The sequence below is a fragment of the Nocardioides panacis genome, assembly GCF_019039255.1.
Classification (GTDB): Bacteria; Actinomycetota; Actinomycetes; order Propionibacteriales; family Nocardioidaceae; genus Nocardioides_B; species Nocardioides_B panacis.
Genome location: NZ_CP077062.1, coordinates 1103640 through 1123892, shown reverse-complemented (window position 1 = coordinate 1123892; position 20253 = coordinate 1103640). Strand labels below are relative to the sequence as shown.

Below are 20253 nucleotides of genomic sequence, written 5' to 3'. Positions count from 1 at the left end.
AACGAGACCGGGGGGCATCATGCAACTCACGACAGACCAGATGGACCGAGCCTGCGGCGTACTGCTGGGGCAGGCAGCCGGCGACGCCCTCGGCGTCCCCTACGAGTTCGCCACTCCCCCGCGGGCCGGCCAGCTGGCCGAGATGACCGGCGGCGGGCTCGGCGACTACGCGCCCGGCGAGTGGAGCGACGACACCCAGATGGCCGCCTGCATCGCCCAGGTCGGCGCCACCGGTGCCGACCTGACCGGCCAGGCGGCCCTCGACCAGATCGCCGAGAACTTCCTCCGGTGGGCTGCCGAGGGCGCCACCGACATCGGCATCCAGACCAGCTCCGTCCTCCGGGCGGCCCGCACCGGCGGAGCCGCGCCGCACGTGCGTCTCCGCGAAGCCGCCGCGGCGTACGCCCGGCGCAACCCGCGCAGCGCGGGCAACGGCGCCCTGATGCGTACGTCGATCGTCGGACTCAGCGCACTCGACGACCGGGACCGCACGGCCCGGGCCGCTCGACGCGTCGCCGAGCTGACCCACGCCGACCCGCTCGCCGGTGACTCCGCGGTGCTGTGGAGCGAGGCCGTCCGGGTGGCCGTCGCGCACCGCCGCCTCGACCTGGCCGGCGGGCTCGACCTGCTCCCCCTGGAGCGCCGGGACACGTGGGCGAAGTGGATCACCGACGCGGAGACGAGCGCCCCGGCGACGTTCAACCCCAACGGGTTCACGGTCAGCGCGCTGCAGGCGGCCTGGGCCGCGATCACGCAAACGCCGGTGCCCGAGGACGCACCCGAGCGGTCGTTGTACCCCTGTGGCCACCTGCAGGACGCTCTCCACGCCGCCGTGCGGATCGGCAACGACACCGACACGGTCGCGGCCATCGCCGGCGGGCTGCTGGGCGCCTACTGGGGCCAGTCCGCCGTCCCGCTCAGCTGGGTCCGCAGGATCCACGGCTGGCCGGGGCTCCGGGCCCGGGACCTCGTCCGGCTCGCCGCGCTCACCGCGCGCGGGGGCCGCTCCGACGACCTCGGCTGGCCGGCGGTGGAGCACCTGACCTACGGGATCACCCCGCGCGCCGCTTTGCCGCACCCGCTCGACGCCGGCGTCTACCTCGGCACCGAGAACGCAGAAGGGCACGACGCCACCGCGGTCGTCTCGCTCTTCCGCCGCGGCACGCACGACGTGCCGATCGACGGCGTCTCCCCCGGCGACCACCTCGAGGTGCGCCTGATCGACAGCTCCAACCGGGCCGCGAACCCCAACCTCGCCTTCACGCTCGCGGACACGGCCGACGTGGTCGCCGAGCTGCGCGCGGAGGGCCACCGGGTGCTCCTGCACTGCGTCCAGGCGCAGCAGCGCACCCCCTCGACCGCCGTCGCCTACGCCGTACGCCTCGGCGCCGCACCCGAGGAGGCCCGCCGGATGATCGCCGCGGCGCTCCCCCCGGAGCCGACGACGGGGCAGACTCTGGGACTTCGCCGCCGGCGACGGCGCCACCAACTCGAGGGGAACGCGATGAACGGCATCGTCGGCTGGCTCAACACCACGGCCTTCACCTCGTTCGGAGCACCGACGACCTGGGCGGAGGTGCTCGGCTTCCTCACCGGGGCCGGCTGCGTCTACCTGGTCGCCAGGCAGCACCTCCTCAACTGGCCGCTCGGGATCGCCAACAACGGCCTGTGGATCCTGCTGTTCGCGAGCGCCGGCCTCTACGCCGACTCCGGGCTGCAGGTGGTCTACATCCTGCTGGGGGTCTGGGGCTGGCTGCAGTGGCTGCACGGCGGCACCCACGGCACGACCCGCGTGGTGAGCGGCACGAGCCGACGGGAGTGGGCCGGCCTCTGCGTGGCAGGAGTCGCGCTCACCCTGGGGCTCACCTGGTTCCTCGCGGCGCTGACCCCCTCGACGGTGCCGCTCTGGGACGCCCTCACCACGACGCTGTCCCTGCTGGCGGTGTACGGACAGGCCATGAAGCGCTGGGAGTCCTGGCTGCTGTGGATGGCCGCCGACGTCATCTACGTGCCGCTCTACCACGTCAAGGGCCTCGACCTCACCGCTCTCTTGTACGTCGGGTTCTTCCTGCTCTGCGTGAAGGGCCTGCGTGACTGGCGCCGCGACCTGCAGGCTCGGCCGGCCGCTGCCCCCGTCCCTGCACTCGAAATGGGTTCCGTCGCATGAGGCACGGGCTGGTGATCGGCAAGTTCTACCCGCCGCACGTAGGACACCACCACCTCATCGACGTCGCCGCCCGACAGGTCGACCGGCTCACCGTCCTGGTGATGGCGTCGCGCGCCGAGAGCCTCACGCTCGACGAGCGCGTCCGGTGGCTCGCCGAGGTCCACCGGGACGCGCCCGTCGACGTGATCGGTGCACCGTGCGACGTACCCATGGACCTGGAGTCCGACGTCGTCTGGACCGCGCACGTCGCGATCATGCGCGGCGCCGTCCACGCGCACACGTCGGCCCCGATCGACGTGGTGTTCTCCTCGGAGTCCTACGGACCGGAACTGGCCTATCGCCTCGGAGCGGAGCACGTGTCCGTCGACCCCGCCCGGGTGGAGCGTCCGGTCTCCGGCACCGCCGTCCGTCACGACCTCGCCGGTTGCTGGGACCACCTCCACCCGGTGGTGCGCGGTGGTCTCGCCACGCGGGTCGTCGTGCTCGGCGCGGAGTCGACCGGCACCACCACCGGGTCCTCTGCCCTGGCGGACGCCTACCGCGCACGTGGCGGGGTGTGGGCGCGCACCGGCTGGGTCCCGGAGTACGGCCGAGAGCACACCGTGCTCAAACAGGAGCAGGCGTGCGAGGACGCTGATCGGCGAGGGCTCGTCCGTCCGCCGATGGAGGAGCTCGTCTGGGACGCCAAGGACTTCGCCCAGGTCGCCGAACGTCAGTCCCGCTTGGAGGAACAGGCTGCGCGCGACGGTTCGCCGTCGCTCGTCTGTGACACCGACGCGCTCGCGACCCGGGTGTGGGAGCGCCGGTACGTCGGCCGTGACTCACACGCCGCAGCCGGCGCCGTACCCACGCTTTCCGCCCGCAGGATCTACCTGCTGACCGACCACGTCGGCGTGCCCTTCGTCCAGGACGGGTGGCGCGACGGCGAGCACATCCGGGCCGACATGACGGAGTGGTTCGTCGAGGAGCTGACCGCGGCCGGGGTGTCTTGGGCGTTGCTATCCGGGTCGCTCGAGGAGCGGATAGATCTCGCGCGACGAGTCATCAATGAGGCCCTTCTGGACGCTGTGCAGTTCGATGAGCCACTCGGGACAGGTCTGGCGGGCAGAGCGCCGTTGACTGCGTGGAGCCCCGCGGACGCGTTGGCCGGTTGTGGTGCCGGTTGCATCTGACCGGAGCCACTTGATCTTCTTGGCACCCTTTGCCCGGGGCCGATGTCGGCCACGAACATCACAGACCGCAGTGCTTCGCCTCAGGAGCTTCCACGACGTGGGTTGAGCTTGCCGCACTCGATACGCCGACGATCACCTGGACGATCCACTGGCGAAGACCTGAGTCGAAACTGGCGGGAGCGCCCTGACGAACTGCGGATGCTCATCGTGTGAGGCCGGGATCGGGAAGCTCAGCTCACTGGACCTGGGATGCGCGATACCCGTCAGCCTCGGCAGCGGCCGGGTCAACGAAGCAGTCTTCCGGCAACGTCGCTGAGTAGTAGCGCCACCCCCCGCTCGTGATAGATCCACCGGCCAGACGCCGCCCGGTTTCCTTTGATTGGGTAAGCGGAAGGACACGAGCCATCGGACATCGGCTCTGCCCTGCCGCTGTCGCTGTCGCTCGCGGTCGTCGCTGGCGAAAGTCCGCTCCACACCACCCAGCCAATGACTCCAATTATGAGGAGGCTACAGATGAGAGCGAGTGCCGCGTACTTGCCGTGACCTGACTTGGCCGGTTGTACGTCAAGAGATGCGCGAGCCGGGGGCTGATCAAAGCTCGTTCGTTCCGCTGGAGCGGCCTGCCGGCTCTCCACAAGTGGCGCACCCACGGGCTCGAGCCGACGGAGAACCGCTTCGATCGAACGCCTGCACCCGCCACGGTCGGTGACCATCTCACGATTGGTCAGGTGGATGACGGCCCAACCATCCTCCTGGAGATCGTTGTGCCGCGCGAACAGCCGCGCTTGCTCGGCTCGACCCGCCTCGTTTCCTTCGGGCGACTTGTCGAAGCCGTGAAGTTCGATGGCCAGCCCTCGGCCCTGGCCAATGCCGACGACGGCAAAGTCCAGCCGGTAAGACTTACCACTGGCACCCCGCACGTCGTACTGCACCTTGACGTCATCGGGATTGAGGCCGTTCACCTCGTGCAGGACGTTGTGGACGAATTCCAGCTCATAGGGGGAGTCTCCGGATCGCTCCGCCTGATGCTCGACGAAGAGCCAGCGGTTGGATCTCGCCTCTGACCCCCAACAGCGCATGCATGGTGTGATCCCGGGATCGACATTCGACAACGGCCGCGGCAGGGCGGGGTGATTCGGGAAGCCCTCGGAGGCGGCCTTCGCGTGCCCGTCCGAGATGGCTGGGCAGTCTTGGGCTGAGTGATAGCGCCCGCCCCTGTAAGTCACCCAGACGTTCGTCATGCGCGGACCTGGTCGCAGACGTCACCCACCAGGTATCCCATCCACAGTCCGTCCCGCGCCCGCGTCATCCCTACATACAGCTCTCTTCGCATGCGCTCCGCCCTCTCCCGATACGAGTCATCGGACTCCCCACTCCACGGCTCGACAGGTCCCTCGCGCAGCCCAGGCAGCAGCACGAACTTGAACTCGAGACCCTTGGCTCGTTTGAACGTCCCGACTTTCACTCGGTCACTGCTCACCCCGTCGTAGTCCATGAGGTCGACGTACGGGATACCAGCTCTCCGAAGCACACCGCAGTAGTGAATGAGCTCGGCGCGTGTGTACACGAGCACCGCCATGTCACCTGTTGCTACGTGGAAGCCGCTCTTGGGCATCTTCGATCTGCGTCACGAGCGCCGCCTCGAGGCTTCGCTGATCACGCGCTCGAACCGTCAATGCCACTCCACCATGGCGCCGCACCTCGATGTCACGATGTCCTGCAGACGGTGTGCCCTCCAGGTCGTCGTACGAGTCGAGAGCCACGACCCGTTCAGCCACTGCCAGGATCTCTGCCGTGTTGCGATAGTTGGCCCGCAGAACGGCTGCCCGACCTGTCACCGAGATGCCCGCCTCGCTCAGCGTGAAGCCGCCTGGGTATACGGATTGCTGACCGTCCCCGATGATCAGCAGGCGGTCGGGCCCGTCTCCGGAGATGGCGTACAGCAGCTCCAGCCCGACCAGATTGAGGTCCTGAACCTCGTCGACCACGACGGCCCCGTAGCCGGGCTCGACTGCTCCGTCTCGGACGAAGTCACGAGCCATGATCAGCGCATCGGTGAAGTCATGCACGCCGGCTAGATCGAGCCGCCGCTCGTACTCGGCGTACAGCGCCCACATTGCTTCGCGGTGCTCCGCTCTCATGGGTGTACGTCGCCCAAGCCGCGACAGATTCGCGTACTCGTCGAAGTCGGTGAACCCACGCCCTTTGATGACGTAGTCGATCTCCTCTTTCCAGTACGACCAGCGCTCGTCCAACCTCGTCAGCACGCTGCCGCGACCAACAGTCGCCCAAGCGCTCGCGAAAGCGGTGTTGATCTTGCTCGAGTCGATTCGAACCGTTCCGCCGGCGCGGTCGATCAGGTCAATGGCGAGCTTGTGGAGACCGGTGAACTCGATGTTCGCACTGGCGGCCGGAGACATCCGTTCACATAAGCCGGAGAGAACCTTGGGCAGTGTCTTCACGAAGGTCACGAAGAGCACCTTCTTGGGGTTTCGCTCCGCGAGGTAGGTCGCGCGATGCAATCCGACTACGGTCTTGCCCGTACCGGCCGGTCCGCGCACGCGAGCCGGACCGCTCCAACTGGTGCTGACCAGCCTGAGCTGGTCCGGATGCAGATAGGTCATCCACGTCTCGATCGGACCGTCGAGTGCCACCTGCAGCAACGAATCAGTCAGCTCTGCCACGTCGAACAGCGCATCGGGTTGACGTGGCGGCTTGGGCATCACCAAACGGAGCTTCGACACGCGCACCTGGGGCTGGGTCGCCTGCTCGTACGGAGGAAAATCCTGGTCGAGCACTGAGCCGATCTCTGCCACCTGCTCTGCGCCCAGTCGCCGCCCGAGTCTGGTCACCCAAGCTGCGATGTTTGCCTCTCCCACCAACTCGACCTGCTGGGCACGCTCGTGGAGCCGCCGGCCCGCGAAGACCAGCACCGGCCACAGTGCCTGCCGAGTCAGTCCCAGAAGGCTGACCGAGTCCTGGACGCGATCGGTCAGGCTGACTAGCTTGCTTGCTTCGTCGTCACGGCACTCGTCGTCGCAGAACAGGCTGTCGTGTCGAACTTCTAGAGCGCGCCACGCTTTGACGTCCACGACAACGACGCCACCCGGACCGACAAGCAGGAAGTCGACGTTCGCGCGTTTCGAACCTGCCCAACGTCGATCTGACAACACCGTCCATCCCAACGACTCGAGGGCGTTGAGCTTGCCTCCCACCGATGCCTCGGTGCGTTGAGCCAGGTCGTACCGGTGGGCACGGGCCCGCGATTCACGCGCGAGTCGCTCGTACTCTGCCGCCTCACTGCGCGAACGAACCGCTTCGTACTGCGCGGACGCACCCGCTCCCATGCGTTCCCCCGATTGTCGATGTTCTTCCGAGAGTAGGGCGGGAGAAGGGCGCCGACCCTGGAATACGAAAACTCCGCAGCCAATCGCCCCAATGCGACGCATCAAGCTGCTAGAACTGTCGGGTGCTCGAAGAACAGTTCAGTCGGCTCATTCGTGAGTCTGCGATGACGTGGCTGGATGCGCGCCCTCGCGAGCAGGTCGACTATGCCTGGTTGTCCACCTTCGAGTACGAGGGTCAGCGCATTCCGCTCATGGATCGGCAGCGAGGCATTCGCAAGCCAGCCTCGATGAACGCCGCCCTCTCGATGCGAACGGTGTTCACGAAGCCTGGCGACACGCCACCGTACGCGGATGCCGAGGGCAAGGATGGCCTTCAGCGCTACAAGTACCGCGGTGACGACCCCCAGCACTCGGAGAACCGAGCGCTTCGACGCGCTCACGAAGACGGCCTACCGCTCATCTGGTTCGTCGGGATCGCTGCCAGCCTGTACCAGCCGATCTACCCCGTCTGGATCGTGGGCGACGAACTCCAGGACCTCCAGTTCGCCTTGGCATTGGACGAGGGTCAGCGCCTCATCACTCCTGGGACATCGGTGAGCGAGGACACCAAGCGGTACGTCGAGCGCACCACGCGAGCCCGGCTGCATCAGCCGATGTTTCGCGCGCGTGTGCTCTCCGCCTACAAGTCTCGCTGCGCAGTCTGCCAACTCGGGCACGTCCAACTCCTGGACGCTGCCCACATCATCTCGGACAGCAAGCCGCACGGCGACCCGGTGGTCCCCAACGGCCTCGCGATGTGCAAGATCCATCACGCCGCCTTCGACAGCAACATCCTCGGCGTCCGTCCCGACCTCTCGGTCCACATCCGCCAGGACATCCTCGACGAGATCGACGGACCGATGCTCCGGCACGGTCTGCAAGGCATGCACAACCAGAAGTTGACTCCGCCGCTGGTTCGACTGGCACAACCTGACCCCGGGCGCCTCGATGAGCGCTATTCCGAATTCCTCGCTCATTGACCTGAGCCAAAGCCGGCGCGACAAACATCGTCCGCTGCAGCTCATCAGTGGTGAATCGTGTGGCTCAGCGCGGGGATGGACCGACGGACTTGCAAGCAACGCGCCCTTGAGGACGGCCAGATCGCCCGAGCTGCAACATGCCATGTGTGGAGCCCTTGCGTACATTGAGCCCGGTCGAACCCCGAGGCTGAGAGACTGCTTAGAGACACCACGAGCCCAGGAGTTGGATTTGACCGAACGCATCATGCTCCGCAAGGGACGAGGACAGAGGTACGACGAGGTCGGAGCCGTGGTTCGGGAGTCGGGGAAGCTCTACACGGTCCGCAAGGCGGACGGGACAACTGAAGACCTGCTGCTCTCTGGACACATGCTGGTCGTCAGAGGAGGTATCAATCACATCCTTCGCATCTACCCCCATGAATTTCCGCGCCTTTTCGAGTCATATCCCGACGCTGTCGTGGATCAGATTCTCAGAGAGCTGGCGGAGCCCCTGAGCGCAGTAGCCATCAAGAAGAAGTTGAAGGGCCTTCCGCTGGACCCCGACGCTGTTGATGCGGTCTGGTCGAGGTTGAAGAAGCGTATGGACTCATCGTCGGATATTGGCGTCTCCAACGCGAAGCCACCGCAGTATCAGTGGAAGGGCGAACATCCCCCTGACGGGCTCCTCAGCCACCTTTCCATACCCCTTGAACCCAGAACGATCTCGACTCCCGTGGCCACGCCCAGCCCCGACGCCCTTGGTCAACCAGCAGATGTGACGTCGGGGTCACCGTCCGTGCTGGAGGACCCCCATCCGGCCAAACGAGTTTCTGATGGCTCCGACGAAGTCCGAATGCGAGCAGGGACTGACCCGACCCCGCTAGCTAGCCTCGTGCAGGAGCTCGGAGGTCCCTCGGATATCTCCGGCGACGGACAGGTCGCCACTCGCCTGTTGGAGTGCGCAGCTGCCATGCGCACTGCGACCGACGAAGACCTCAAGACTCTGCTCACCTTCGAGGGACCCTCTCGAGATACTGCTCGCGCATTGCTGGCAGCACTTCCTCGGGGTGCTCGTCTACTCGGTGCTTCAGAAAGCCCGCTCGACGACGTCTCCGCAGCCGCCGTCCTCGAGCTCGTTGCCGGAGAACTGGCACGCGCTGATGACTCCTCGCGCGAGGCACTCGGAGTTCCTGCTGTAGCTCTGATCGAACGACTGATGACGCCCCCGCAACCCGCCCGACTGCCGGTCAGTTTGCTCGTCCGACTTGTCGTCGTCCTGTCGACCCATGTCGCCAATCCCCAACGCGAGCTGAGCGAACGCCTGCTCACGATCCTCGCCGAGAGGCTACGAGGCGAATCGAACCACGCCTCGAATCTCCTTCAGGATGACCTCCGAGCAGTGGCTCGTGCGGTTGGCCGCCTTCCCCTGGATGCACGGGGGGCCCGGTCACTCTTCATAGCAGCCCTCTTTCACGCGCAGCCGGCGGTGGCCAGGCAGCCCATCTGGTGGGCAACTGCGGATTTCGCCGGGCTCAGCGCCGCCGCTGCTGGGCCCTTGTCCCGAGCTCTGAGCGACGAGGTCATCGGACAGAAATACGTTGCCCCCGTCGTCGTTGCGTACATGGAGGTCATGTCGACACGTCGAGGCTTGGCGGCGATCCTCGGATCCCCACCTGAGTTGGCACGACATGTGTCGGGAGATGCGCTGCGGCGCGTTTGGGCTCGTGTCAGTGAAGCAGACGAGCAGGCGCTCGTCTGGCTCGACGTTCTCACGGCACGGGCAGAGAAAGATGGACTGCGCGCGTCGTCGGACCGGGCCAGGGAGGATGCGGAGGTCGCCCGTGGTCTCCTGGGTTCGGCGGACGCGAAGGTTGAATCGCTCGAGCTGGAGCTCGATCATCTCGATTCACAGCTGCGAGATCTCCGTGGGCAGGCGCACGAGGCGAGCGCCGCGCACGATCGTCAGCTGAAACTTGATGTCATCACCAGCCTGGCCAATCTCGCGATCACCGTGCTGCAATCGCCTGCCGCTCGCGCCGATGCGGCGCTTGTGCAGACCATCGAGTACATCACCGCCCGCGAGGGACTCAGCCCAATCGAGGCGCAAGGGGCGGACGTCAGTTTCCACCCGGCGCAGCACGACAGTCTTGGTCGAACCATTATGCCGGGATCGCCTGTGCTCGTCCTACGTCCCGGGTATACCTATGAATCAGCTGGCGAAGCGATCGTTCTGATCAAAGCGCACGTCAGCCAGACCTAGGGGGATTCGTGGCAAAGCCTGTCCGCACGGTGGGGTTCGACTTCGGCACATCGACATCCCTCGTGGCTGAGGGGATACCTGGTCGCCCGATCTCCATCGTCCCGCTCGGTGTGGCGACAAGATCGATGCCCTCCTGGGTTGGTATCGGCGATCAGGGGGTGGTCTCGGGAGAGGCGGCCCAGGATCTCCCGCTATCTGTAGTTGCCAGGTCGGTCAAGCGAGCCATCACACGACGATGGACGACGGTGCCTCTTGAAGCGAACCCAGAGGTGAACCTTAACGCCGATGAAGCAATCCGTTGCGTTCTTCGAGAGATGGGCAACCGAGCTCGGGACCGCGGAGTTGTGCTCACCGACGACTCCGTGCGATTGGGATGCCCGGCGATGTGGACGTCCCAGCAGCGGAACCGACTATTGCGTCTTACTCGAGAAGCCGGCGTTCCCGCGAGCGACCACACTCTTGTTGACGAACCTATCGCGGCCGGTGTCGCCTGGGTCTCCCATCGCGTCGACCGGTTCGGAGATCGCCTCAAAGGGCGCCTGCTCGTGTTCGACATGGGTGGCGGAACCCTGGATGTCGCACTCCTTGACGTGGAGGCCGGACCCCGAGCTACGCCCGAGATCTCGGTGCTCGCATCCTCGGGGCTAGACGAGGCGGGCGACCGACTGGACGCAGCCATCGCAGGCGATCTTGCGCAGATGTACGGCGACCTCGGTATCGAGATCGATGGGTACGGCGACGCAACACTGGCTGCTGTGATTCTCCACGAAGCTCGACGTGTGAAGGAGATTCTGTCCGCATCACCTTCCGCCGTCGTCGCCCCGCGACACCCGACGATCACACTCCCCAGCCTTACCTACACACGTGAACAACTGGAGACGGCGTTCGAAGCGCAGCTGCGCAACGCCACGAGGCTGGTGGAAGCTGTTCTGCGCGAGTCACTACTCACGAACGAGCGGCACCCGAGCCCTGAAGGTGCCCGCGCCTTGCCCCTCTCCGCCCTCCAGCACGAGGTGCGGTACGTCCTACTCGTCGGGGGCATGAGCCAGATCCCCATCGTGGCCAGACGTCTAGGTGACATCTTCGCCTCCGCCTCGGTGTACGACGACGCCGGCGTTCGCCCCGACGAAGCCATCGTCGCCGGACTTGCCGACACGGCTGGGTACGAACGAATCAACCTGCATCGACCCGGTTTTGACTTCGTCCTGGATTGGCCAGGACAGGATGGCCTTCCTATGTATGAGGCCTTCACACCGTTCTATCCATGGTGGATGGCCATGCAGCGCTCGGAGCTCTACTACGAGCACACGATCCGGGCACGTCACCTTCCGTCCAGCGGCTCCGGGATGCTGAAGATTCGTTCGTCGGGCGGCAGTGATATCGCGCTGAGGATCGACGGGACGGATTCGCCCGGGATGCCTGTCCAGTTCGGTCACCGAGATGTCATGCTGCGGATGTATCCGAATGGACGCGTGGTTTTGTGCGATGGCCGAGGTCGACAGCATCCCATCAAGATCAACAAGTGGCCCATGCTCAGGGGGATGAACCACGCTGTCCTCGTGGCGGAGCGCATCAGTGCCGTGCGGCCTGAGGATCCCGAGCTGCCCTACCCCCACGGCTCCCGCGACACGAAGTAGCCGAGGCTCACGTCCCCTCGAGGACCAACACGGCCACCTGCGTCAACGAGAGGCTGAGATTCTTCTTCGGAGCCAGCTCGTCCGCGACGGAGCGGGCATCGTTCGCAAGGTTACGACGACGGCCCTCGTGGAGTCGGACGATGGACGGCTCACGTCGCTCGCGACGCACCTCCTCCAATGTCCTATCCACGCGCATGATCTTGAGTTCAAAGGAACGCATACGCGAGGCGATGCGTGCGTCGACCAGCGCGACGTTCTCCGCAAGCCTGCCTGCCTCGACGACAGCCTTTCGCTCGAAGCTCAGTGCGTCGACCTCCGCCAGACGGATCAACGAAGGGCGCGTTGTACTTCCTTGGACGTCGCGCAACGTGCCCTCGGCCAGAGCGGTCAGCAGCTTGACGCCGGCTTCGTCATCTGGCCTTCCGGTCACGGCGTCGACCGCAGTCACCCAAAGTTCGACGCGTGGACGGAGACCCGTGGACTCGGCCAAGTCGACGCGAGCGATGAGCCTTTTCCCGTGAGCGACACCGGGGACCGCAACGGCGCCGTACCGTTTCAGACTCAGCGACTCACCACCGAACTCGTCCAACGCCAAGATGACCAGTGGATGGCGAGTGGAAAGAAGCTCCACGTTGTGCTTGCTCGCAACATCAGTCACAAAGGTGACCCTCACGACCTCTTCATCGCGCATCAGTGCTGCAAACTTCGACACCGGATACATACTCCCGCGCCCTGGGATACCTCCTGCGCGAAGACGTTGAGCGAGTGTCACCGACCCTACGAGACTGCAAATACCTTCGGAGTCGGGCTGCGACAGTCGCCCGCCCAGACGCCCAAGCACGCGTTCGATCAGTCTCCGTATCTCGGACTGTCCGACGAATCGCCCGTCGCTTGGGCCGGCTTCGGTCATTCCATCGATCTTGAGTTGGTCGATCGATGACAGGAGACCATGTGACTCACCGAGTCGCTGGATCTCCTGTTTTCGCGCTTCGAGCGCCACCGCTACCCGCTCGGCCATCTGTTGACGTTCCTCGGGGGTAAGCCGAGGATCGAGCAGGTCGCGCGTGATGGACGCGAAGTCGTCACGGAGGATCGGCTCTAGTTCGCCGATCGACTGTTCGAAGACGCCGATGCGCGCGTACAGTCGCTCGAAGATGTCCGACTCGATCGTTCCAGGCACGTGCATGTTGAAGATGAAGATCTTCTCGTGCTCCTGGCCGAAACGATCCAGCCGACCGATGCGCTGTTCGACTTGCATCGGGTTCCAAGGCAGGTCGTAGTTCACCAGGACGTTGCAGAACTCGAAGTCCAACCCCTCAGAGCCCACTTGGCTCAGTAGGAGCACCTCGAACTTGCCGTCACGAAATTCCTCCATGATCCTCTGACGCTCTGACATCTTTGTCTGGCCCGTCATCACGCGGACCGAAAAGTCTGCAGACAAGCGCTCCCCCAGATACGTGAGAGTCCGGCGAAAGAACGAAAAGATCATCACCTGACGCATGCCCCGCGTGCGGGCGAGGATCATGCGGTCCTTCAACGCCTCGAACTTGGAGTCTCGCCCGAGTGGCTGACCCAGGTCGATGGAATCCATCAGCCCGTCGAACACGGCGGGAGCTTCATCCACATCCTGCTCGTCCAGGTCGTCAACCTCGCTCGTCAGCAACTCGGGATGGTTCTCTCGCAACAGCGCCTGCATGGCGGGGATGCAGGAAGCGGTCTGGCGCAACGGCATCTGCATGGCGAACCCTGGGGGTATCCCCGTGGCCAGAGCCCGCTCCTTGTAGGCGCGCTGCACCTGCCGATAGAAGGCGTACTCCTCGTCTGACCACCGGACATCGATCTGAATCGCCCGTCGCAATGCCTTCGCGTCCGGGACATCCACCTTTCGCGTTCGCGTGAAGACGCTGCTCAGCGAGTTCAGTTCCGCAATCAGCCGCTTCGCCTGAGCAGTCTCCGCGAATGTGAGCGCCACGTTCGTGTTCAACAGCTCTCGGAGCGCCGCGAAGTCCGGCCGCTGCATCACCGATCTTCCGAGTTCCATCGCTCGAATCGAGTCGAGACAGGCGAGCAATTCGGAGGGGGATTTCCCCCCGTCTGCGGCGAGGTTGCGCGCCATCTCGTTGAGAACCTGATTCGGCTCCAGCTGGCTACCGAAGACGTTCCGATCTCCAAACTCTTCCTCCGACAAAAGATTGACCAAGTTGAAGAGGTCATCACGGCCGAGGTTCAGCGGAGTAGCCGAGAGAAAGATCAGGTAGTCAGACCAATCAGACAGCATTTGCCCGAGAAGGTGCGTGCTTGTTCCTCGATTGCGCATCGCGTGTGCCTCATCAACGATGACCAGGTCAAATTGGGGATTGACCTCATTGAGGATCTCGAGCGCCTCCTTGGCGCCTCGAAGAACCTGCATCGAGATCACAGCCTGAAGACGTGGATTCTGCCCATCTCGCAGCCCCCGGGCGAAGTCGAGGAGGTCGGCCGGCGTGAGCACGTCAAGGTTCCGGTCGAAGCGCCGCTGCATCTCCGCCTTCCACTTGAGCGTGAGAGCCGCTGGCGCTACGACAAGGATCCTGTCAAGATGCATTCGCTGTTCGAGCTCGCTCCAGATGAGTCCCGCTTCGATCGTCTTTCCAAGTCCCACTTCGTCGGCGATGAGCAGGCGACCGGTAGATGAGGAGAGCAACTTCAGCACTGGAACGAACTGATACGGACGAAAGACGGTCTTGCTGGACGCGAAGGAATACAAAGTGTCTGTCAAGGGATGCCGCAGCTTGGTCCAGGTGAGAGTGAACGCAATCTCCTCAGACGTGGCCGGTTGGCTCCGTACCCAGAACGACGGGTCGAGAGGATTTCCCTCGACCTTTTCTAGAGCCGATTCGCCGAACTGGCGGATGACCCCCTCCATGAGAACGTGAACCTCGTAACCACTCGTGCGCAGGACGACTCTCTCGACCCTGCCGAGGCGCCGGTCGCCAAGCGCACGCACGACGTCATTGATCTCCAAGCTGCAGGTGCCCGAATGGCGTGTGGCACCTGGCCAGAGGCTTCGGAATGCCGGCAGCGCGGTGCCGAGCGGCGGATCCGCATGGCGCTCCCGAACGGATGCCGCGGGTCCGGGAGGCAGCCCTTGTCGAACGATCAACACAACCCATGCGTCATCAGCACGAAGCGCGTAGGTTCCAGCGTGGAGCACCTTGGCCCAGATGTCGTCTGGCGCGGTTCGCAGCTCGGCACCCACCGATCGCAGTTGCTCGAGCATTTCCTCCGATGGCGCCCCTAGAACCAAGCAGGACTCAGACCTCAGGGGGGCTCAGCCAACCCAGTCCGTCGCTGAGAGGTCGGTAATGGATGTCTTCGTCCCCGTCACGCATGCCGTCACACTATGCGTGTTGAATCGCATCGGACACGAAACCAGACATCACCGCCCGCCTGAACCTGGTCCCAACCGCAGACCAAGAGTGCTCCGCGCGCACGTGGAGATGAGCCCCTCACCGGCAATCGCGCCAGATTCCCGACCGATCACTGGACGCGTGCGGCGGTCGCTACCAACGCGTCTGCTCCGGTCGGGACGCCCAACGCTTGCGTCAGTCGCACGCGCATTCGCGCCTTCCGCTTCTCGAAGAACTCAAGGAAGGAAGTCATCTGCAACGACACGTCGTGCAGGTCGTTCGCCAACAAATAGGACTCTCGCTGAGCGTGCGTCGGAAAGGACGTCTCCGCCCAGTCGCTCGGTAGCTTGTCCCGCTTTTCCATGTTTGGTATTCCGCCAAGCAGCTGGAGATTGGGCAGCAGGTTGTAGCTCTCTCGATAGAGCTCGACCTGTCCTACCGGCACTCCCGCCTCCAGCAAGCGCTTGGTCGTGAAGCGAGATTTGGGGTACACGTGGTCCTCGTGGAACTCCTTCGAGAAATCCAGTCCTGGATACAGAATCGACAGTGCCGCGAACGTGCGCTGTCCTGCATACTTCAAGGTGAGAAGTTCGTCGATTTCTGTCTCCTCGAAGGCGAGGGACTTGCCGATGGTTGCCATCACGGTCTCGACTGCGTCGACAGGGAAGCCCGTTTCTCCCTTCAGATCAAGTACGTCCCTGACCCTCGTGAGGGTCGTGTCGAGTCCAGACCCCCATATCCCTCGCTTGACAAGAGATCGAGTGATCCAACGCTGCACTTCGAGCCGATCTTCTGCGTCGACATCGGAAGTCAGGTAGGAATCGGCGACTTTTCTACGGTGGAGATAGCAGGCGAGGGGAATGATGACGCTGTCCGCGGTCAAGGTGCGCTCGGAGAAACCGAACTGATGCATGAGGGAGGCCGCCCGGATCAAAGCCTTTTGGATGTCCGGCCACGCCGACTCCACTTTGTCCATGTTTGCCTGTGTGAAGTTCGAGACCCTGAATCTCAGGTCTACCCCAGCGATCATCAAGGCTGCTTTGAGGACGAGATCCTTGCTGAACGAGAACTGGCGTGTGCCGCCGGTGTTCAGCTCGGTCACCAGCGCCCGAACTTCCTCTCGCGCGTCAAGCTGCTTCCACTGATTGGTGGCCATTGACAAGAGCAAATCTGAGTAGGACAAAGTCGTTCCGCCACTGTTCACGCGCACGAAGATCTCCAGAACCTTGTCCGCGTTCTGAGAGGTTTCGAGGTAATGGTTGATCGGCTGCTTGACACGCAGTGCTTCGTGAAGGTCGTAGAGCCGCTGGTAAGCCCCTTCGACGTTGATCACGCCACGGTTCGTCAGTTCGTTGTGCATGGCCGGTCCCGCGTTTGCGAGTTCAAGCACCGCCCCGACCCGGAACCATCCGTCAGGATCACCCGGTTTGGCAGTCGCTTCGGCATCTGTCAGGAAGCGCAAGTCGTACCTGAACCCAAGTTCTTCGTCCTTCGGATCTTCTAGAAGATTCAGGAAGAGGCGCTTCTTGGGGAACGCGTCTGGGCTGTTCCACCATGCGTACTTCTTCTTTTCAGCGTGACTTCCGTAGACGGCCACATTCAACGACGTGAGTCGCTGCTGTCCATCTAGAATAGCCGTGGTTGGCTGCCCTGCCGGGACCGTAGCTTTGCTCGCGTACGGGTTGTCTCGTTCGTGGTAGTGGGTGAGGAAGTCGTAGAACGTGTAGTCACCACCCGTTTGCGCCTCGACCTTCCACAGGAGGAACGATCCGATCGGATAGCCCCGCATGAGGCTGTCCATCAGTCGACGTATCTGATCTGGGTTCCAGACGAACTCTCGCTGGATCGCCGGCAGAAGGTACTCGTGATTGTGGATCGCCTTCAAGACGTGCTCGACGGTTACGGGAGGTTGAAACGCCATTTGCATTCTCCTTAGATTGAACGATTCACGTGAGGTCTCGTAGCGCCGTGGCCTCACTCCTGGGCAGGAAATCGCAGCACCCACGCGGGATCGGGATTGTCGACGAGGTGGAATTGTCCCCAGGTCCGGAGAACCGTGACAGGTGCGCTCTTCGCCACGTGGGCACCTTGACGGCTCGGATTAGCTCCACCTCCACACGTTCATGCAAAGCTTGAAACCCGTGTGGGGCACGGCATGCCCTCCTATTCGCGCTCGGATTCCGACCCTTTTCCGCTGATCGGCTATTCCTCCGGCACAGTCGCCGAACCAACGGCGACCAGAACGCGCTATCAGCGGAGCATCCGCCCGAACCTCCGCGTTGAGGACCACCGGCATCATCGTGTCATCGAAGGCCGACCAAACGGCGGCAATCGCAGACTTCAGGTCAGTGCGTCGACCACCAGGCTGATCGCATCGCAAGGCGGGACGTGCTCCCAAATGCGCAACACAGTCCACCCTCGCTCCTCGAGAGCTACATCGGCCCGCCGGTCGCGCGCCATGTTCGCGTCGAGTTTGGCGCGCCACCACTCAGCGTTGTTCTTGGGCGACGTAGCGTGCTCCGGACAGCCATGCCAGAAGCAGCCGTCAACAAACAATACGAGTCTCCGCTTCGTGAAGACGATGTCCCCACGGCAGCGCAAGTCCGGCGCCGGCCGGTAGTCGACGCGAAAGCGGTATCCAAGCGCATGGAGACCACGACGAATGGCAATCTCCGGCTTGGTGTCGCGCCGCCCTTGGGCGCGCATCCGGGAGCGGGTGACCTCGTCGAGCGGCTCAGGCATGAGTTCAGCTCATGGCCGACACGTGTTCGGAGAGGGCGTCGTGAAACGGCTTGCCGCCGGCACGGAGGCGACTCCGTGACAAGCGGTCCGCGAATCCCTTGGTCGCGTTTCTCGAGAGTGGCTCGACACCGTGCACTTCGAGAACTCGGCTCAACGACGATCGCCGAACGGACAACGGTCGTTCCGAGAGCGCCCAACCATCACGGCATCCGTGAACGGACGCAGCGGCACCGGGCCACTTTTCGAACGAGGCGAGCGGTCTCCGACCCACTTCGACAGGCTCCCCCGGTTTCGAGAGCCGGTCCCCCACCCAGCGCGCCACTGGCACAGACACTGCATTGCCGACGAGCTTCCAACGGTGACCCGTCTTCAGGACGTGATCGGTCCATCCGGCTGGGAAGCCTTGGAGCCGTTCTCCAGACCGGATCGACGGTCTGACGACGCGGGTGCCCGGCTCCGCCGATGGCACCCAAACCGCCGGCGGGGACGGAATCCCGATGTTCGATCCCCCCTTCAGCGTCGGCACCATCCCTTCGGCCCAACCGAGCCCCCGGTTGCCCTCCGTCCAATAGAAGCCGTACGTCGAAGTCCCCCCAGGAGAACGCTGTGCTGTTCCCGCCTCGTCGGCGAACAACACGGTACGCGGATCATCGCTCTTCGAAGCGACGAGGATGACCCGCCGCCGACGCTGAGCAACGCCGAAGTTCTGGGAGTCCACGGTCCGGTAGGCCCAGTGCCAACCGTGGTCATCGAACCATTCGGTGATGAAGCGGATGGCGTTGCCACCAGCGAGCGTCAACATGTTCGGCACGTTCTCCAACACGACCCAACGCGGTGGCGTCTGCTCGATGAGTCGGAAGACCTCACGCACCAGGCCGGACTCGGCTCCGTCGATTCCCCGGGTCCGACCGACCTGACTGAGGTCGGTGCATGGAAAACCGGCGGTGACGATCTCCACACCCGGTAGAGAATCGATGTCCCGGATGTCTCCCACGACATCGACGCCCGCAAAGCGACGACGAAGCGTCGACGCGGCAGGCCCCCAGAACTCACATAGCAACTCGGTGTGATGACCGGCTTGGGAGAGCCCCAACTCCAGTCCGCCTATGCCGGCGAACAGACCGACCACCGATCCAGCATGGGGCGCTCTGGGGGGCTGGGGAAAAGAGGGAGATATCACGGCACGATCATCGCGCACCGAAGCTGTCCGTCATCAACCGGTCGGGTAGTCCACGAGATGTCCGTGGTCGCGCAACGAGGCCAGATGAGAGCCGATCGACTTCGCGATGCCGCGGTCCCGCACCAGGACGCCGCACTCCAGGTTTCGCTCGGCGGCTGCCTCAGAGAAGTTCGCGCTGGTGACGAGGCACGCGACCTCGTCCACCATCACCAGTTTCGCGTGCTGGACGGCGTACACGCCTGGGTCAGGTTCCTTCAGCGTCCAGATCCTCGCGCCAGGAAGGCCTGCGTCCACCCGCCACCCGGTCTTGCGGCGATAGTCCTTCTGTCGTTCGCGGTCGAGGATGAGTGTGACTTTGACACCTTTCGCGAGGGCATGCCCGAGGGCAACGACGTAGCTGGACCCCTTCGTCGCGGTGAACGTGGCCGCGAAGACATGGTTCTCCGCCTCGTTGATCAGCTCCGAGACGGCCAGCGTGCAGTGCCCTTCGTTTCCGGGAAGACTAGGTGACGTCCAGACGAGGCCGGGACGGGCCGACTGCCCTACACCACCCAGCGCGAGTAACACCGCTACCAACGCGTCACGGTTGCCTGCGAGCTCGCTGGACAAGGAGTCAAGCAGCTCCTTGGCCCGGTCGCGACGGGTACCGTCGACACTCTTGACGACGTTGTGCAGGAGACCGTCGCCCATCGCGAATGCGGAGGCCAGACGTCTGGCCTCGTCCCGCGTCAGGAACGAGCCCAGCTCCCCCCGCTGTACTCACCCCGCCGTTCCGATCAGCGGCGACAGGAGGCCGGGAGTGGACACCTCGTCGTCGACGAAGAGGCCCAGCACCATCCGACGGTCGAGGAACCGGTTGGTGCGCTCGCAGCTGGTCTCGCTGACGAACAGGCAGAAGTGGCATGCAGCGCCATGGAGGAAATCTTCCTTGCCGCGTGGAGCCCGATGCGAGCAGATGGGGTCCGACGAGCACCGTTCCCCCCGTCGCAACGCGTTCACCATCACCCGTTCCAGCTTCTCCGGTCGCGCGAGTTCCACCAGTCCCCCGAGCGTGCCCTCGCTGTCCGACGCCGTGGTCGTGATCAGCAAGCCGGCGGCGGGTGCCGAGTCGTCAGTGCCGGGCCACGCGAAGATGCGTTCGCTCAGACTCGCCGAGCCGTAGCCACTCGACATCGACATCTCTCGGATGAGCAGGTGGGCGAGCGTGTGGATGGCCCAGTAACGGGGAGCAGGGAACCGTTCGTCCGGGTCGATGTCGGCCGCCGTGGCGCTGGTACGACGCAGGAAGTTCAGCCTGTGAGCTTGCCGGTAGCGATCCCAGACCGGCCGCTCCAGCACAGCGGCTTCCCACGCGGCAACCA

General features: G+C 64.2%; 14 protein-coding genes. 6 read left to right on the top strand and 8 right to left on the bottom strand.

Annotated elements, in window-relative coordinates; translation table 11 throughout:
* The first annotated feature begins 40 nt into the window (after positions 1-40).
* The 3 genes from pnuC (at position 41) to KRR39_RS05485 (ending at position 4403) form a co-directional block, all read left to right on the top strand.
* The gene (gene pnuC, locus KRR39_RS05495; RefSeq protein ID WP_254185532.1) at positions 41-2167 is read left to right on the top strand and encodes a nicotinamide riboside transporter PnuC; all 2127 of its coding nucleotides are present in this window, start codon (positions 41-43) and stop codon (positions 2165-2167) included.
* A complete protein-coding gene (locus KRR39_RS05490) occupies positions 2164-3339 on the top strand; it encodes an AAA family ATPase (RefSeq protein ID WP_216942426.1) in 1176 nt (391 codons plus the stop codon). Before pnuC ends, KRR39_RS05490 begins: the two co-directional genes overlap by 4 nt.
* Positions 3340-3896: 557 nt before the next feature.
* On the top strand, positions 3897-4403 hold the full coding sequence (locus KRR39_RS05485; protein ID WP_216941087.1) for a hypothetical protein: 507 nt from the start codon (positions 3897-3899) through the stop codon (positions 4401-4403).
* Positions 4404-4576: 173 nt separating this feature from the next.
* Here KRR39_RS05485 and KRR39_RS05480 read toward each other — a convergent pair whose 3' ends face one another.
* Both KRR39_RS05480 and KRR39_RS05475 read right to left on the bottom strand, forming a co-directional pair.
* Entirely contained in the window at positions 4577-4918 is a 342-nt protein-coding gene (locus tag KRR39_RS05480) for a 3'-5' exonuclease (RefSeq protein ID WP_216941086.1), read from the bottom strand.
* Between the two features lies 1 nt (position 4919).
* Complete coding sequence (locus KRR39_RS05475) at positions 4920-6554, bottom strand: UvrD-helicase domain-containing protein (protein WP_216941085.1); 1635 nt, start codon at positions 6552-6554, stop codon at positions 4920-4922.
* A 254-nt stretch (positions 6555-6808) separates the two neighbouring features.
* On the opposite strand from KRR39_RS05475, the gene KRR39_RS05470 reads away from it, so the two are divergent.
* The 3 genes from KRR39_RS05470 (at position 6809) to KRR39_RS05460 (ending at position 11581) form a co-directional block, all read left to right on the top strand.
* Positions 6809-7705 carry an HNH endonuclease gene (locus KRR39_RS05470; RefSeq protein ID WP_216941084.1) on the top strand — a complete coding sequence of 299 codons (897 nt, stop codon included), beginning with the start codon at positions 6809-6811 and terminating at the stop codon, positions 7703-7705.
* A 229-nt stretch (positions 7706-7934) separates the two neighbouring features.
* Entirely contained in the window at positions 7935-9944 is a 2010-nt protein-coding gene (locus KRR39_RS05465; protein WP_216941083.1) for a hypothetical protein, read from the top strand.
* A gap of 8 nt (positions 9945-9952) precedes the next feature.
* A complete protein-coding gene (locus KRR39_RS05460) occupies positions 9953-11581 on the top strand; it encodes an Hsp70 family protein (RefSeq protein ID WP_216941082.1) in 1629 nt (542 codons plus the stop codon).
* A gap of 7 nt (positions 11582-11588) precedes the next feature.
* On the opposite strand, the gene KRR39_RS05455 is transcribed toward KRR39_RS05460, so the two are convergent.
* From KRR39_RS05455 to KRR39_RS24380, 6 genes are all read right to left on the bottom strand, one after another.
* Positions 11589-14840: a DEAD/DEAH box helicase gene (locus tag KRR39_RS05455; RefSeq protein ID WP_216941081.1), complete on the bottom strand. Its 3252-nt coding sequence runs from the start codon at positions 14838-14840 to the stop codon at positions 11589-11591.
* A gap of 260 nt (positions 14841-15100) precedes the next feature.
* A complete protein-coding gene (locus tag KRR39_RS05450) occupies positions 15101-16891 on the bottom strand; it encodes a DUF262 domain-containing protein (RefSeq protein ID WP_216941080.1) in 1791 nt (596 codons plus the stop codon).
* Positions 16892-17310: 419 nt separating this feature from the next.
* Positions 17311-17712 carry a very short patch repair endonuclease gene (locus KRR39_RS05445; RefSeq protein ID WP_216941079.1) on the bottom strand — a complete coding sequence of 134 codons (402 nt, stop codon included), beginning with the start codon at positions 17710-17712 and terminating at the stop codon, positions 17311-17313.
* Between the two features lie 4 nt (positions 17713-17716).
* Positions 17717-18841, bottom strand: a complete 1125-nt coding sequence (locus KRR39_RS05440; protein ID WP_216941078.1) for a DNA cytosine methyltransferase — start codon at positions 18839-18841, stop codon at positions 17717-17719.
* An 84-nt stretch (positions 18842-18925) separates the two neighbouring features.
* Entirely contained in the window at positions 18926-19624 is a 699-nt protein-coding gene (gene drmC, locus KRR39_RS05435; RefSeq protein WP_302053578.1) for a DISARM system phospholipase D-like protein DrmC, read from the bottom strand.
* 27 nt (positions 19625-19651) lie between these two features.
* Positions 19652-20230 carry a DUF1998 domain-containing protein gene (locus tag KRR39_RS24380; RefSeq protein ID WP_254185530.1) on the bottom strand — a complete coding sequence of 193 codons (579 nt, stop codon included), beginning with the start codon at positions 20228-20230 and terminating at the stop codon, positions 19652-19654.
* Positions 20231-20253: the final 23 nt, after the last annotated feature.